Below are 15,137 nucleotides of genomic sequence, written 5' to 3'. Positions count from 1 at the left end.
CGGGAATGCAAAACGGCTGGAAACTTTCGCGCGCTGTGGTGGTTTTGTTGGGGAACGGCTCAGGACCCCAAAACAAATTCATGCTCGACCTTCTCAAATCCGAATTCCTCGACAGTTTCACCGCCACGCCCGTCTCCGTGGCATTCCTGCGGTTGATGTCCGCGATGGTGCTGGGCGGACTGATCGGCTGGGAGCGCGAACGCCACGAGAAATCCGCCGGGCTGCGCACCCATATCATGATCGCCCTTGCCGCATGTCTGTTCACCCTGATCGCCTTTGACCTGATGGAGTTGCCGCGCAACGACGAAGACGTGCTGCGCACCGATCCCCTGCGCCTGATCGAAGCGGTGACATCGGGCGTGGCCTTCCTTGCCGCTGGCTCGATCATCACGCAAGGGGTGAAGGTCAAGGGGCTGACCACCGGCGCGGGCATGTGGCTTGCCGGTGCAATCGGGCTGACCTGCGGCATCGGAAATATTCCCCTCGCCGCGCTGGCGACGACGCTGGCATTGATGGTGCTATGGCTGCTGCACCGTCTGGCCGGGCGCTTGGACGCGCCGGAAGACACCCTGACATCCGAGACGAAGCCAGACGCCACGCCCGACGCCAAGCCGAGCAGCGGGCGCAAGGAGCGCACGCGACCTGCGGACTGAGCCGTCACGGATGATCTGCCATGATCGGCAAGCGCCGGGGTTTGCCGCGATACCCCGGCCCATCGGCGCCCGGCGCTAACGCGGCGGCGGGAGCAGGCAGGCAGCGGCGCCCCCTACAGACCCGCGCCCGCGCGGTCACCGGGCAAGGCCGGTCAGCGCGGCGGCGAATTCCTCCGGATCGAAGGGCGCAAGGTCGTCGATCTGCTCGCCCACGCCGATGGCATGGATCGGCAGGCCGAACTTATCGGCCAGCGCCACCAGCACGCCGCCCTTGGCGGTGCCGTCGAGTTTGGTCATCACCAGACCGGACACATCCGCCAGCTTGCGGAACGTCTCGACCTGATTGATCGCGTTCTGGCCGGTGGTGGCGTCCAGAACCAGCAGGGTGTTATGCGGGGCCTCGGGGTCTTTCTTACGGATCACCCGGACAATTTTCGAAAGCTCTTCCATCAGATCGGCGCGGTTTTGCAGCCGTCCGGCAGTGTCGATCAACAGCAGGTCCGCGCCATCGGCCTGCGCGCGGGTCATCGCGTCAAAGGCAAGGCTTGCGGGGTCGGAGCCTTCGGGCGCGGTCAGCACCGGCACGCCCGCACGGTCGCCCCAGACCTGCAACTGCTCCACCGCTGCGGCGCGGAACGTGTCGCCCGCCGCGATCACCACGCTCTTTTCGGCGGCGCGGAACTGGCTGGCGAGTTTGCCGATGGTCGTGGTCTTGCCGGAGCCATTGACGCCGACCACCAGCACCACCTGCGGGCGGGTCGGGTAGATCGGCAGCGGGCGGGCGACGGGCTCCATGATCGCGGCGATCTCATGGGCCAGCAATTCCTTGATTTCCTGCGTGGAGACCCGGCGGCCATAGCGCCCCTCGGCCATGTTGGCGGTGACGCGCAGGGCGGTATCCACGCCCATATCGGCGCTGATGAGCAGCTCCTCAAGGCTTTCGACCATATCATCGTCCAGCACCCGGCGCGGCACGGCGGCAGGGGCATTGCCGCGAAAGAGCCGCCCCAGCAGACCGCCCTCGGCGCGCGCGGGCGCGTCCGAGGGGGTGTTGCCGTGACCGTTGGGCAGATCCTGCAACGGGATCTCCAGCGGCATCGTATTGCCCGCCGAGCCGGGCATCGGCACGCCCACCGGCTCCGGCTGCGGGGTTACATCGGGTGTTTGCGGCACTTCGGTCGGCGTGGTGCCGGGAATGCCATCGGGGGCCGGATCCGGGCGCGGCGTTTCCGGCAGGTCCGGGCGCGGTTCGGGCGTGGCCGGGCGCGGCAGGTCCGGCGCGGGGGTGGGCGGCATCTCGCGCGGGGTGTCGGGCACCGGGGTTTCGTCGGGCGCGTCGGGCTGTGGTGCCTCGGGCGGCAGATCGGGCTCCGGCGCCTCAGGAGGGGCATCGGGCTGTGGCGCCTCGGGGGGCGCTTTCGGTGCGGGCGCCTCGGGGGGCGCCTGCGGTGGGGTTTCACCGGGCTGGTCGCCGCCGTCGGCGACAATCGCGTCGAGCCCCTCTTCGAGCTTCGACGAGGTCTTGAACAGCCGGTCCTTGAGCTTTGTGAAGAATGCCATGACAACTCCCGCTAGACTGCCCTTCACCTAATGCGACATGCTGCCAAGGGAAAGGGCAACACCGCCCTGTCCCGACCGACCTGTTGCCAACCGCGCCTTGCCGGAGTGCCCATGCCGACCGCGATCTGGATGTTTGCCGTGGCGAGCCTCGCCCCCGTGCCGCTGCTGACGCTGGCGCTGGCATGGGGCGGGCTGTGGACGTGGCTTGCGCTGGGATACATCACGTTGGCGGTGGCGCTGCTGGACGAGCTGGCGGGCGCGGCTGCGGCGGCGGCGCGCAGCCCGGAGACCGAGCCCCGCGAATTTCCCGCCGCAGATGCGCTGTCGGTGCTGCTGGCCTGCGCACATTTCGGGCTGCTGGGCGCGGGCATCGCCGTGCTGGCCGAGGGCGCGCGCGGCGTGGTGCAGGATCTGGCGCTATTCACCGCGCTGGCGCTGTTCATGGGGCAGGTCGGCAATTCCAACGCGCATGAGTTGATCCACCGTTCCAACCGCTGGCTGCGGCGACTGGGGCGCTGGGTGTTCATCTCGCATCTCTTCGGACATCATGCCTCCGCCCATCCGAAGGTGCATCACCGGTTCGTCGCCACGGCTGAAGACCCCAACAGCGCCCGGCTGGGACAGGGATTCTGGCATTTCGCGCCGCGCGCATGGATCGGGTCATTTCGCGCGGGGCTGGCGGCGGAGCGGGCGCTGATCGCCCGGCGCCGGGGCGGCGCGGCGCGGGTGCCGCTGACCGCCACGCCCTATGGCGTCTATATCGCGGGCGGGGTTTTATGGTGCGTCATCGCGCTGGCCTTGGGCGGCGCGGCCGGGCTGATGTGGTATCTGGCGCTGGCGGGCCACGCCACGACGCAATTGCTGCTGTCGGATTATGTGCAGCATTACGGGCTGCGCCGCGCCCGGCTGGAAGATGGGCGCTACGGGCCGGTCACCGCCCGCCATTCGTGGAACGCGCCACACCGGGCCAGCGCGCTGCTGATGCTGAACGCGCCGCGCCATTCCGACCATCACGCCCATCCCGACCGGGCCTTTCCCGCGCTGCGCCTGCCCGCCCCGGACAGCGCGCCGACCCTGCCGCGCGCCCTGCCCCGCATGGCGCTGCTGGCGCTGGCACCCCGGCTCTGGCGGCGTGAAATGGACGGGCGCGTGCGCGCATGGGCCGACCCGGCAGAACGGCCCGCCCGCGCGCCCCGCGCCGCCGAATAGCTCACGCGATTGCGAGAGGCGCGGCACTGGTCAGCGGCGGCGCGGGCTGGCACCTTGCGCCTGACCGCAGCCAAGGATTTCGCCCGATGTCGTCCGCTTGCCCGCCCGTTTCCGCGTTTCTGCTCAGCGCGCTTGTGGCCCTGCCCGCGCTGGCGCAGGAGCGCCCCATGTCCGCCGCCGAATTCGAAGCCTACACCACCGGTAAGACGCTGACGTTTTCGTCCGACGGATATGCCTATGGCATGGAGGAATACGACGCCGACCGCCGGGTGCGCTGGTCCTTTCTCGATGGCGACTGCCGCGAGGGGCGGTGGTATCCGCAGGATCAGTTCATCTGCTTCGTCTATGAACGCACGCCCGAGACCCATTGCTGGACCTTCTACGACACCGGCCAAGGCCTGCGCGCCGTGTTCGAGGACGACCCCGGCGCGGTTCAGTTGAGCGAGGCCGGGGCGGACGAGCCGATGCATTGCCTCGGCCCCGATGTCGGCGTGTGACGAAATCGCGCCTCAGAACATGAAGTAGCGCTGCGCCATCGGCAATTCTGCCGCAGGCTCGCAGGTCAGCAATTCGCCATCGGCGCGGACCTCGTAGGTTTCGGGGTTCACGTCGATTTTCGGAAGATAGGCGTTCATCACCATGTCGGATTTGCCGATATTGCGGGTGTTTTCGACCGCCACGGTCGTTTTATGCAGCCCCAGCGTGGCGCCAATATCCGCCGCCTGCGCCGCCGCCGACACGAAGGTGACCGAGCTGTGCCCCAGCGCGCGGCCATAGCTGCCGAACATGGGGCGCGAATAGACCGGCTGCGGTGTGGGGATCGAGGCATTGGGATCGCCCATCTGCGCCACCGCGATCATCCCGCCGATCAGCACCATTTCCGGTTTCACCCCAAAAAAGGCCGGGTTCCATAGCACCAGATCGGCGCGTTTGCCGACCTCGATCGAGCCGATGTGACGGCTCAGCCCGTGCGCGATGGCGGGGTTGATTGTGTATTTCGCGATGTAGCGGCGCACGCGGAAATTGTCGTTGTCGCCGGTTTCCTCGGCCAGCCGCCCGCGCTGCTGCTTCATCTTATGCGCGGTCTGCCATGTGCGGATGACCACCTCGCCGATGCGGCCCATCGCCTGACTGTCGGACGCGATGATCGAAAACGCGCCCATGTCGTGCAGGATGTCCTCGGCAGCGATGGTTTCCTTGCGGATACGGCTTTCGGCAAAGGCGACATCTTCGGGGATCGCCTTGTCGAGATGGTGACAGACCATCAGCATATCGAGATGCTCTTCGAGCGTGTTTTTGGTGTAGGGCCGCGTCGGGTTGGTGGAACTGGGCAGGACGTGGTTTTCGCCCACCACCTTGATGATATCGGGCGCATGACCGCCGCCCGCGCCCTCGGTATGGAAGGCATGGATGGTCCGGCCCTTCATCGCCGCCACGGTATTTTCGACAAAGCCCGACTCGTTGAGCGTGTCGGTATGGATCATCACCTGCACATCCATGTCGTCGGCGACCGACAGGCAGCAATCGATGGTGCCGGGCGTAGTGCCCCAATCTTCGTGCAGCTTCAGCGCGCAGGCGCCCGCATTGACCATTTCGACCAGCGCATCGGGGCGCGAGGCGTTGCCCTTGCCCGACAGGCCGAAATTCATCGGCAACCCATCGAGCGCCTGCAACATCCGCCCGATATGCCAAGGCCCCGGCGTGCAGGTCGTGGCCAGCGTGCCGTGCGCGGGGCCGGTGCCGCCGCCGAGCATCGTCGTCACGCCCGAATGCAGCGCGTCATCGACCTGTTGCGGGCAGATGAAATGGATATGGCTGTCAAACCCGCCAGCGGTCAGGATCCGCCCCTCGCCCGCGATCACCTCGGTGCCCGGACCGATGACGATATCGACGCCCGGCTGGGTGTCCGGGTTGCCCGCCTTGCCGATGCCCGCGATGCAGCCGTCGCGCAGCGCCACATCGGCCTTATAGATCCCGGTCGCATCTACGATCAGCGCGTTGGTGATGACCGTGTCCGCCGCGCCTTCGGCGCGCGTCACCTGCGATTGCCCCATGCCGTCGCGGATCACCTTGCCGCCGCCGAACTTTACCTCCTCGCCATAGGTGGTCAGGTCGCGCTCCACCTCGATGATCAGGTCGGTATCGGCCAGCCGCAGCTTATCGCCGGTGGTCGGGCCGTACATGTCGGCATAGGTCGCGCGGGAGATCTTGGCGGGCATCTGGTCCTCCGGTTGGTCTGGCCCGGAGATTGGCCGAAGCGGCCACGGGGTGCAAACGCCCATGCCCGTCAAACCAGCGTTGCCGCGCCGGGTTTCTGTGATCTGCCCAAGTATTGGGCGCTTCCCCCCCCCGACCTGCGCGGGCCGGGTGCAGGCCCCCGAGCCCCCGGCACCGCACCCCGCCCCACCGGCGGCGGCGCTGCCCCGACGTCGCACGGCCAACCCCCTTTGACACCGCCCGACACAGGCCCGAGGTTGGCCGCGACACCCCGATACGGAGCCTGCCCCATGCGTCTCAGCCAGCGGATCACGACCCTCAGCCCCGATGGTGATGGCTGGGATTTGTTCTACCGCGCGCGGGCGATGGTGCGCGCGGGGCAGCCGGTGACGGAATTGACCATCGGTGAGCCGGACACCCGCACCGATCCCGTGATTCTGGACGCGATGGCCCGCTCCGCCGCTGGGGGCCACACCGGCTACGCCGATGTGCCCGGCATCCCGGCCCTGCGCGCCGCCATTGCCGCCCGCACCGAGGCCCGCACCGGCGTGCCGACGACCCCCGACCAGGTGATCGTTACCTCTGGCGGGCAGGCGGCGCTGTTTGCCGCACATATGGCCGCGCTCGACCCCGGCGACCGCGCCCTGCATATCGAGCCCTATTACACCACCTATCCCGGCACGATCCGGGCCACGGGCGGCGTGCCGGTGGCGGTCAAAACGCGCCCCGAAACCGGGTTCCAGCCCACAGCCGCCGATCTGGACGCCGCCGCCGCGGGCGCGCGAACGCTGCTGGTGAACACGCCCAACAACCCCACCGGCGCGGTTTACAGCCGCGCCACTTGCGAGGCGATCGCCGCCACCGCCAAACGTCACGACCTGACCGTGATCTCGGACGAGGTCTATGACACGCAGGTCTGGCAGGGGGAGCACCTGTCGCCCCGCGCCCTGCCCGGCATGGTGGAGCGCACGATGGTCATCGGCTCCATGTCCAAGATCTATGCCATGACCGGCAGCCGCATCGGCTGGATCATCGCGCCGGAAACCGCCATCGCGCGGCTGATTTCACTGTCGCTCAACACCACCTATGGCGTGCCGGGGTTTGTTCAGGATGCGGCGCTGTTTGCGCTGGAACAGGGTGACCGGCTGGCGGCGCAGGTCGCCGCCCCGTTTCGCAGGCGTCGGGAGCTGGCGGTGGGGATGCTGTCCCAGCAACAGGCGCTGACGGCGATGCCGCCCTCGGGGGCGATGTATATGATGCTGGATGTGCGCGCGACCGGGCTCGATGGCGCGGCGTTCGCGGATCTGCTGCTGGACCGGCACGGAATCGCGGTGATGCCTGGCGCCAGTTTTGGCCGCGCCGCCGCCGGGCAGATCCGTGTCGCGCTGACCGTGCCCGATGACCGTTTCGCGACCGCATTCGCGACGCTCTGCGACGTGGCCGCCGGGCTGGCAGAGGGGCGTTAACCTCAATTTTACGGTTCGCGGGACAAGGTGGCGGCATGGACCGCTGTTTGCTCCCCTTGCTCTGCGCGCTTCTGCTGCTGGTCGGCTGCAACACCGGCGGCCTGGATTTCGCCGGGCAGACAGGCACCGATATCGACCGCGCAGGCATGACATTCCGCGTGTTTCACGATGCCGAGCGGGCCCGCGTGATCCGCACCAGTATGGGCCGCCCGCGCAATGTGCCGCTGTTCCGCGCCGCGGTCGTATCCGTGATCGAGGAGGCAAGCGGCTGCACCGCGGATGCCGCCGATCTGCAGGGCGATTGGAACCTTGTGGAAGGGCCGATCAAGTGCCCTCCGTAGTGCTGTTTGCCGCTGACACCGACCGTTTCAAGGCTGCGCGCCGCGCGCATTTCCGAGCGTTCACACTGGCCGCGGCTTTCGACTGCCGCTGTCACGCTGACCGCCGCCCGCATTCGCGCGCCGTTAAACCGACCGCGCATGAAAAAGGGCGGCCCCGAAGGACCGCCCTTTCTCTTCCGTAGATCTGGAGGGATCAGAAGCGGAAGTTGACTTTCGCAGCAGCGGTGGTCGCGTCGAAGTCAGCACCGGTGTCATCGAAATCGTCGAAACGGTGGGACAGAACTTCGCCGCCGACGCTGACGGAGTCGGTGACCATGTATTCAACACCACCACCGAAGTAGTAGCCGGTGTCGGTGCCGAAGTCGGTGGACGCCTGAGCGGCACCCAGAGCACCGTAAACGAGGGTCTGGCCGAGGTCAGCACCGGCGCGGGCGCCAAGACGGGTGATGCTGTCGATTTCTGCGCCGGAGTCGGACTCGATGGAGGTGCCGTCAACAGCAAGCTCACCACCCAGAACGAACTGGCCGAAGTCGTAGTCGTAACCAGCCTGCAGGCCGTAGATGCCGCCATCGGTGTCTTCGTCGTCGAAGTCATCGCTGTTCAGGTCGCCGTAGCCCAGCTGACCGCCGACGTAGCCGCCGGTCCAGTCGCCGGTGACGGGGGCGATGATCGCGGGTGCGGCGGGAGCGGGCTCAACCACGACGGGCTGCAGGTTGCCGGCCAGAACCGGGGTCGCCAGAACGGTCGTGCCGAGGGCAAGGATTGCAAGTTTCTTCATATCTGTCTCCTAACGTTGACTGCCGCACTCTGGCGGATTCTGTTGTGCAACTGGGCGCCAAGATCACGAATCTCAGCCGCTGCATCGACGCCTCAACGCCGATCTAGTCCTGCTGTTCCGGGATTGCACCTCACGGGACGGTGAAAGCTCATTTGACCTCACGCAAACAGGCGAAAATCTGCGTGTTTCCAAGGACTTTGGGTGGTTTCTCGCTGATGTGATCGGCTTTTGAAATCGGTTTGAAACTGTTGCGACGGAACCACAATCCTGCTGCGTAGAACAGTCGTTGCAGGCAGTCTGTGCGCGCCGATACTGGATGGCTCAGCCGCGCATGCGGGGACAGGGGCCGCCGACCTGCTACCCCTAAATGCCCCTACAGGCTAATGATTTCAGGGAATACTCCGCGCCCGAATACACGGGACCGGACACGCCGCCTGCCGGATCAGCCAGCCGCGCGCTCTTCCAGCTCCAGCCATTCGTCTTCGGCTTCGGCCAAGGCGGCCTGCCGCGCGCTCAGCGCCTCGGTCGCCTTGCGGAATTTGACGGGTTCGCGCGAAAACAGCTCCGGATCGGCCATCAACTGCTCCAGTTTGGCGATTTCGGCACCAAGCCGTTCGATCACGCCGGGCAATTCTTCCAGCCGGTGCTTTTCGGTAAAGCTCAGCCCCTTCGCCGGGGCGGCCACCGGGGTTTCGGCGGGTTTCTGTGCCGTCTTACCGGGTTTCCCTGCCGCTGGCGCAGGCTTGGCCTCGACCTTGGGTTCCGCCCGGCTTCCGGCGCGCTGGCTGCGATAATCGCTCCACCCGCCCGCATAGACCGTCGCTTCGCCGTCGCCCTCCATCGCCACGGTGGTCGTCGCCACCCGGTCGAGAAAATCGCGGTCGTGGCTCACCAGCAGCACGGTGCCATCGTAATCGCCCAACAGATCCTGCAACAGATCCAGCGTTTCGATGTCCAGATCGTTGGTCGGCTCATCCAGCACCAGCAGGTTCGAGGGCTGCGCCATCAGCCGGGCCAGCAGCAGCCGCGCCTTTTCGCCCCCCGACAGCGACCGCACCGGCGCGCGGGCCTGCCGTTCGTCAAACAGGAAATCCTTCAGATAGCCCACCACATGGCGCGGGGTGCCGCGCACCATGACCTGATCGGCCTGCCCCGAAATGCGCATCAGGGGATCGCCGGTCAGGTTTTCCCACAGCGACGCATCAGGGTCGAGCTGCGCGCGGGTCTGATCGAACACCGCAAGTTCCAAATTGGTGCCGCGTCGGATGCTGCCGCTGTCAGGCTCGACCTCGCCGGTCAGCATTTTCAGCAATGTCGTTTTACCTGCGCCGTTCGGCCCGACAAAGGCCACCCGGTCGCCGCGCAGCACCTTGATCGAAAAGTCGCGCAGAATGACCTTATCGCCGTAGCGTTTGCCGATCTCGGTCGCCTCGGCCACCAGCTTGCCCGAGGTTTGCCCTGCCTCCAGCGCCAGATCCGCCGTGCCCTGCCGCCGGATCATCGAAGACCGCTCGGCCCGCAGATCCTGCAACGCCCGCACACGGCCCTGATTGCGCTTGCGCCGGGCAGAGATGCCTTCGACGGCCCAGCGGGCTTCGGCCTTGATCTTGCGGTCCATCTTATGGCGGGCGTCGTCCTCGTCGGCCCAGACCTTATCGCGCCATGTTTCGAACGCCTCGAACCCGGCCTCCTGCCGCCGCACCTGCCCCCGGTCGATCCACAGGGTCGCGCGGGTCAGGCGGCTGAGAAATGCCCGGTCGTGGGAGATCAGCACATAGCCCGAACGGGTCGAGGCAAGCTGTTCTTCCAGCCATGCGATCGCTTCGATATCGAGGTGGTTCGTCGGCTCGTCGAGCAGCATCAATTCGGGATCTTCGGCCAGCAGCTTGGCCAGCGCCGCGCGCCGCCGCTCCCCGCCCGAAGCGGTGGCCACGGGGGTGTCGGGATCGAATTTCAGACCATCGGCGACCATCGCCACGCGGTATTCTTCTCCGATATCCAGCTGCGACGCGGCAAAGTCGCCCAGCGTCGCAAAGCCTTCCATCGTGGGTTCCTGTTCCATGTAGCCCACGGTGATGCCCGGCGGCACGACACGGATGCCCTGATCGGGTTCGACGAGCGCGGCCATCACCTTCATCAAGGTGGATTTGCCAGAGCCGTTACGCCCCACCAATGCCACCCGATCACCGGGTTGGACCACAAGGTCGAGGTCACGGAAGACAGGCTCCCCACCAAAGGTGAGCGAGATGTCGGAAAGCTGGAGAAGGGGTGCGCGCGCCATGATGCGCGGGCTACTCTGCGGATGGGAGGAGGTCAAGCGGCGCTGCATGGGGCAGGCAGACGAGCGTCACCGCTGTCTCAGCCCTGCCCGATCAGCGCGCGCACCTGCTGGCGGAAATCGGCGAGCCCGGCGGGCTCGCGCACCACGGGCGGTGCGACGGCGATGGCGGTCTGCCCGCGTCCGGTCATCTTCTTCTCGGCCCATTGTTTGACGTAGGCGACCGTTTTGCCGCGCAGGAACGGATTGGCGCGGATCACGCCCCCGCCCAGCACATTGATGAGCGGCGCCTCATCCGGCGAGGACAGGACCAGATGCGCCCCTTCGGCCCCCAGAAAATGGCACAGGTAAAGCCGCCCAGCCGTGATCGCATGCCCGCGCGCGCGCAGATAGCTTTCGCCTTCCCGTGCGAGGTTCTTGACCATCTCCCGGCTGATGGTGGGATCGGTGCGCAGTGCCAGCAATTCCACCCGGCCCAGTTGCGCCACCAAATCGGGGCGGTAGGTGCGCATCATGCGGATCCATGTGCTTTCGATGAACTGGCCCAGCCCGGTGGCAGTCGATAGCGGGTTCTTGGCATGGGCGTTGCCTGCGCTTTCGACCTTGATGATCTGCGCCACCAGCACCTCCACCGCCGCTGCGCCCGGATCGCCCTGCGCGGGCGGGGCGGCGGCTGCGAACGGGTCGATGGCCTGCCCGTCGAGATACATTTCGAAATGCAGATGCGGCCCGGTGGACAGGCCGGTCGTCCCGACATAGCCGATCACATCGCCCGCCCGCACCTGCGCGCCGGTCTGGGTGCCGAACCGGGACATATGCGCATAGCGGGTCTCGAACCCGTTGGCATGGGTCAGCTTCACCAGATTGCCATAGCCGCGCCCGTCGCCCGCATAGCTGACACGCCCGTCAAAAGCCGCGTGAATGGGGGTGCCGGTGGGCGCGGCCCAGTCGACGCCCTTGTGCACGCGCACGGTTTTCAGAACCGGATGGGTGCGGGGGCCAAAGCGCGAGGTCAGCACGCCCTTTACCGGCGTCACCATCCCCCCCACGGTGCCACCACCGCTGCCGCCCTGCCCCGGCTTCGCGCCGAAACAGGCGTAATCGTCGCCGCCCGCGAAGACGAAGCAATCCACATCCACCGACGCGCCCTTCAGCCCGATATAGTAAAGCTGCGCCGCGCCGCTGGCCGCCTCCCCCCGTTCCGGCGCATAGAGCAGCACCATACGGTCGCCGGGATTGGCGAAGGCATCCAGATCATGCGCCTTCGACAGAAGCGAGATCGCCTCCCCCACCACAATCGCGGGCACCCGGTTGCGGATCGCGGTGGAATAGAACGCATCCAGCATCCGGTATTTCTGACCGGCGGTGACTTCTTCCTGTTCGGTGCCGGTGTAGTCGAACAGCTCATCTGCGACCCACGGGTCCGTGGCCAGCCCCAGATCGCCCGCATCGGACACGCCGAGCGTTCCGTGATACGTGTCGGCGCCATAGACCGACATCTGCACGAAGCGGCGTTTGCCATCCGCGCCGGGCCGCCCCCGCAGCGCGACGACATGGCCGGGCTCCAGCGTCTCCAACGCGAGGATATCCTTGGCAGAGGTCGCGACCGTCGCGGCCTCCTCCGCGTCAAAGCCGTTATCGGTCAGCAGCCCGGCCACGTCCCGCCGCGCCGAGATCCGCACGAAAATATCGTTATAGGCTGGGCGCCTGCGCTGTTCATCGCGGACAAAGGCGATGGAGGTCGTGTTTTCGATGCGGGTCTTTTCGAACCCCGGCAAGGCTTCGGTCCGGTTGTCGAGCGTTTCGCCCCAGCCGCCCGCATCATCGCCAAGCGCAAGGTCGGGGTCTGGTGTGGCGTCGGGCGGGTCAGTGTCAGTGGCGGGCGTCTCGGTGGTGGGCGTGTCGCCATCCTCGACATCCGCCAGCACCGCCTCCGCCACATCGGCGCGTTCCGGCACTACCGCGCCGCCTCCCGTTTTCTGCGCCTGAAAGAACGCGAAATCCTCCTGACTGGAGGGCAATGTCGTGATGAAGCGCTCCTCGGAACTGACCATCACATCCTCGACCAGCAGCAATTCCGCTGTGGCGCGGGCGGGGGCGAAGCCCTCCGGCGGGGTCAGTTTGCGCGTGGTCCGGGCCGTGTCGGCCGTCTCCAGCCGGATCAACAGCGGATCGCCGGGAATGTCGATGAAAGCGGCGGCAAAGGCGGCGGAGGTTTGCGCGGCCTCATCCTCGAACGCGACCAGATCCTCCGCCAGATCCTCCTCCGCGATCTCGACGGGGCCAAAGCTCCATTGCGCCCGCGTTAGCCACAGACCGGCCCCCAGCCCGCCCAGCACGGCGAGCGCCAGCAGCGGCCAGCCCAGCCGCGTCAGACCGGCCCGACGGCGGCGGCGCGCGGCGCGGGCCTTGTGTTTGTGAAAGCGGGGATCGACATCCTGCATCGCGACCTCAGCCCCGGCGCGCAGCCGGTGTCATCCGCCGGTCACGGGGCGCGGGTCTGGCTGGACTGTCGGCAGGGTCGCACACACTCATCCCCAACTCGTCACGTCACCGGCGCGGCCATCCTCGGCCCCGCGCGGTGGCTTCGCGTCCGTTACCGGAACACGCCGGTATTCATCCGCTTGATCGTTTTCTGCTGACCGCTGGAATTCGTCGTGGTGGTCGGCGCGGCGCGGATCGTGATCTTTTTCTTGGCGGGGGCGGCCTTGCGCACGGGCGCGGCGGCTTTCACCTCTGCGGCCTTCTGTTTGCGGACCTTGGCCTTTACCGCCGCAACGCGCTGGTTTTTCTGTTCAACCGCGACCTCGCACACCACCTTTGGTTCGGTCTTCAGCACGCGCAGCACCTGCATGGAGGGGTCCAGCGTCGCGGCTGCCGTTTTCTTGGTCGCGTAGTAGCGCGCCATGCCAAGCGCCGAGCCGCGCCCCCATAGCCCGTCGAGCCCGGAGCGGTAGCATCCCAGCCGCTGCAATTCGGTCTGCACGGCCAAAGCCAGTTCGCGGCCTTCCAGATCGTTGACCTCCTCGGGCAAGTCGATGCCCACATCAGCGGCGGCCTCGCGGGTCAGTTCCTCCCCCGGCACGCGTGATCGTGGCTCAAATATCGGCTCCAGCGACCGGGACGGCGACAGATGCGCCAGCACCAGCGCCTCCTCGCCGGAGCCGGTCATCATGATCTCCCGCTCGCGGGTCGGATCAGCGGGCAGCGCATCGGCCAGACGCAGGGTTTCGCCCGGCTGCGCGGTGGCGGGTTCTGCCTGCGTAGCGCCAGCAATGCCCGTGGCGGCGGTGTTTGCGGTGACCCCGGCGGCGTCCGGCAGCGCGGGGCGGGTGCGCTCGGCGCTGGCCACTTGTGTTGCGGCCTCGCCCGTCGCGGTGCCCGGCGTTTCCGGCTCAGGCACGTCGACGATCTCAAAGCCCGGCGTCACATCCGCCGGTTGGGCCTGTGGGGCATCTGCCACGACGGCGGGGGTCACTTCCGCCTCCGCCTGCGCGGCCGCGGCGGCCTCCAGATCGGACAGATCGGCATCGGGGTCTTCGATGATGAAGTCGGGGGTGACGGAGGCCAGACGTTTGGCTTCCACCTCGTCCTCGACCTCCTCGATTTCGATCGCGACACCGCTATTGCCCAGTGCGGCCAGCAGCCGGGCGCGAATTTCAGGGTCGAGCGCGGCGATCATCTCGTAATCCGCATCCGTCAGTTCGGCCGAGCGTTCGACCTGTGGCGCGAAATAGAACTGCGCACGCAGCGAGGACTGATCCCACGGGGTCTGCTTGCCGAACGTGGCGCTTTCGACCTCGTTGCGGACGCGGATCATCATGTCCGAAATCGAGATGCCGGAGCTTTCGACATGGTTCAGCAGCGCCTCGGTAAAGGGGCTGTTGTCGCCCGCCCCGTCGGCGGTGACGTTATTGGGCTGGGTGGCAAAAGCCACGAAGGTGCCCGATCCGGTTTGCATCTTTGCCAGACCTTCGGCCTGCCCGGCCCGCGCGTTTTCCGGCAGCGGGTTGTTGCGGCAGGCATCGAGGAAGATCAGCGTCTGGCGGTTGCGGTCCTCCAGCTGCCGCACGATATCGTCGAGCCGCCATGTCGCCTGCTGGATCGAGGCCTTGTCGCTCAGCGCCGCATCGGACGGCATCAGGTAGTTCACCCCGTCCAACTGAAACGCATGGCCCGAGAAGAAGAACAGCGTGCTTTCCACATCCTCCGCATCGGCGCGTTCAGCGAATGCCGCGACCTCCGCCTCCAGCGCGGCGCGGTCCATGTCGGTCAGCAGCGTCACCTCGAAATCCAGCCGCTCCAGCGCCGCCGCCACATCGCGGGCGTCATTGGTGGCGTTTTTCAGCGAATAGACATTGTCATATTCAGCGTTCCCGACGATCAGCGCGAGCCGCTTCGCCTGCGCCGTGCCCGCCATCGCGGTGCAGAACATGATCGACAGCGCCGCACCGCCGCCCAGACGCGCGCCCAGCCTGCGCAAGGCCGCGCCCCGGGGCACCGGACTGCCAGACAGCCTGCCCGACGGGCGCGGCGCAGGATGACGGGGATTGAGGGCGAAGCGGGTAAAATCGGTGATCCTGGGGGGCATGGCGCGGGTCCGGATATCCAAAGGAACGAACAAAAGGCTACTCT

At 66.9% G+C, this 15,137-nt stretch carries 11 protein-coding genes; 5 read left to right on the top strand and 6 right to left on the bottom strand.

All coding sequences use genetic code 11. The features are described from left to right. Positions 1-80 precede the first annotated feature (80 nt). Positions 81-653, top strand: a complete 573-nt coding sequence (locus CBW24_RS05195) for an MgtC/SapB family protein (RefSeq protein WP_097374132.1) — start codon at positions 81-83, stop codon at positions 651-653. A 135-nt stretch (positions 654-788) separates the two neighbouring features. On the opposite strand, the gene ftsY is transcribed toward CBW24_RS05195, so the two are convergent. Further along, positions 789-2,213 (bottom strand): signal recognition particle-docking protein FtsY, encoded by a 1,425-nt coding sequence (gene ftsY / locus CBW24_RS05190; protein WP_097372893.1) that lies wholly within the window; start codon positions 2,211-2,213, stop codon positions 789-791. 111 nt (positions 2,214-2,324) lie between these two features. On the opposite strand from ftsY, the gene CBW24_RS05185 reads away from it, so the two are divergent. Further along, positions 2,325-3,422: an alkane 1-monooxygenase gene (locus CBW24_RS05185; RefSeq protein WP_097372892.1), complete on the top strand. Its 1,098-nt coding sequence runs from the start codon at positions 2,325-2,327 to the stop codon at positions 3,420-3,422. 86 nt (positions 3,423-3,508) lie between these two features. Next, complete coding sequence (locus CBW24_RS05180) at positions 3,509-3,919, top strand: hypothetical protein (protein WP_097372891.1); 411 nt, start codon at positions 3,509-3,511, stop codon at positions 3,917-3,919. A 12-nt stretch (positions 3,920-3,931) separates the two neighbouring features. Here the strand turns inward: CBW24_RS05180 and ureC are convergent, their stop codons facing one another. Next, entirely contained in the window at positions 3,932-5,641 is a 1,710-nt protein-coding gene (ureC, locus tag CBW24_RS05175; RefSeq protein WP_097372890.1) for an urease subunit alpha, read from the bottom strand. Between the two features lie 288 nt (positions 5,642-5,929). Here ureC and CBW24_RS05170 point away from each other — a divergent pair, with 288 nt between their 5' ends. Both CBW24_RS05170 and CBW24_RS05165 read left to right on the top strand, forming a co-directional pair. Beyond that, complete coding sequence (locus tag CBW24_RS05170; protein WP_097372889.1) at positions 5,930-7,105, top strand: pyridoxal phosphate-dependent aminotransferase; 1,176 nt, start codon at positions 5,930-5,932, stop codon at positions 7,103-7,105. Positions 7,106-7,140: 35 nt separating this feature from the next. Further along, entirely contained in the window at positions 7,141-7,446 is a 306-nt protein-coding gene (locus CBW24_RS05165; protein WP_088662170.1) for a hypothetical protein, read from the top strand. A 193-nt stretch (positions 7,447-7,639) separates the two neighbouring features. Here the strand turns inward: CBW24_RS05165 and CBW24_RS05160 are convergent, their stop codons facing one another. The 4 genes from CBW24_RS05160 to CBW24_RS05145 form a co-directional block, all read right to left on the bottom strand. Then, the gene (locus tag CBW24_RS05160) at positions 7,640-8,224 is read right to left on the bottom strand and encodes an outer membrane protein (protein ID WP_097372888.1); all 585 of its coding nucleotides are present in this window, start codon (positions 8,222-8,224) and stop codon (positions 7,640-7,642) included. A gap of 442 nt (positions 8,225-8,666) precedes the next feature. After that, the gene (locus CBW24_RS05155) at positions 8,667-10,505 is read right to left on the bottom strand and encodes an ABC-F family ATP-binding cassette domain-containing protein (RefSeq protein ID WP_097372887.1); all 1,839 of its coding nucleotides are present in this window, start codon (positions 10,503-10,505) and stop codon (positions 8,667-8,669) included. Between the two features lie 77 nt (positions 10,506-10,582). Further along, a complete protein-coding gene (locus tag CBW24_RS05150) occupies positions 10,583-12,946 on the bottom strand; it encodes a M23 family metallopeptidase (RefSeq protein ID WP_097372886.1) in 2,364 nt (787 codons plus the stop codon). Between the two features lie 152 nt (positions 12,947-13,098). Beyond that, a complete protein-coding gene (locus CBW24_RS05145) occupies positions 13,099-15,093 on the bottom strand; it encodes a caspase family protein (RefSeq protein ID WP_097372885.1) in 1,995 nt (664 codons plus the stop codon). Positions 15,094-15,137: the final 44 nt, after the last annotated feature.

The organism is Pacificitalea manganoxidans (genome assembly GCF_002504165.1).
Taxonomy (GTDB): Bacteria; Pseudomonadota; Alphaproteobacteria; order Rhodobacterales; family Rhodobacteraceae; genus Pacificitalea; species Pacificitalea manganoxidans.
Note: the sequence above shows the minus strand (reverse complement) of the source record. Positions and strands in the feature narration are given on the sequence as shown.

Bases quoted from the DNA above. Each gene is read 5' to 3' on its own strand.
- CBW24_RS05155 (WP_097372887.1), bottom strand. From the start codon at position 10,505: ATGGCGCGCGCACCCCTTCTCCAGCTTTCCGACATCTCGCTCACCTTT.
- CBW24_RS05160 (WP_097372888.1), bottom strand. From the start codon at position 8,224: ATGAAGAAACTTGCAATCCTTGCCCTCGGCACGACCGTTCTGGCGACC.
- ureC (WP_097372890.1), bottom strand. From the start codon at position 5,641: ATGCCCGCCAAGATCTCCCGCGCGACCTATGCCGACATGTACGGCCCG.
- CBW24_RS05180 (WP_097372891.1), top strand. From the start codon at position 3,509: ATGTCGTCCGCTTGCCCGCCCGTTTCCGCGTTTCTGCTCAGCGCGCTT.
- CBW24_RS05170 (WP_097372889.1), top strand. From the start codon at position 5,930: ATGCGTCTCAGCCAGCGGATCACGACCCTCAGCCCCGATGGTGATGGC.
- CBW24_RS05145 (WP_097372885.1), bottom strand. From the start codon at position 15,093: ATGCCCCCCAGGATCACCGATTTTACCCGCTTCGCCCTCAATCCCCGT.
- ftsY (WP_097372893.1), bottom strand. From the start codon at position 2,213: ATGGCATTCTTCACAAAGCTCAAGGACCGGCTGTTCAAGACCTCGTCG.
- CBW24_RS05185 (WP_097372892.1), top strand. From the start codon at position 2,325: ATGCCGACCGCGATCTGGATGTTTGCCGTGGCGAGCCTCGCCCCCGTG.
- CBW24_RS05195 (WP_097374132.1), top strand. From the start codon at position 81: ATGCTCGACCTTCTCAAATCCGAATTCCTCGACAGTTTCACCGCCACG.
- CBW24_RS05165 (WP_088662170.1), top strand. From the start codon at position 7,141: ATGGACCGCTGTTTGCTCCCCTTGCTCTGCGCGCTTCTGCTGCTGGTC.
- CBW24_RS05150 (WP_097372886.1), bottom strand. From the start codon at position 12,946: ATGCAGGATGTCGATCCCCGCTTTCACAAACACAAGGCCCGCGCCGCG.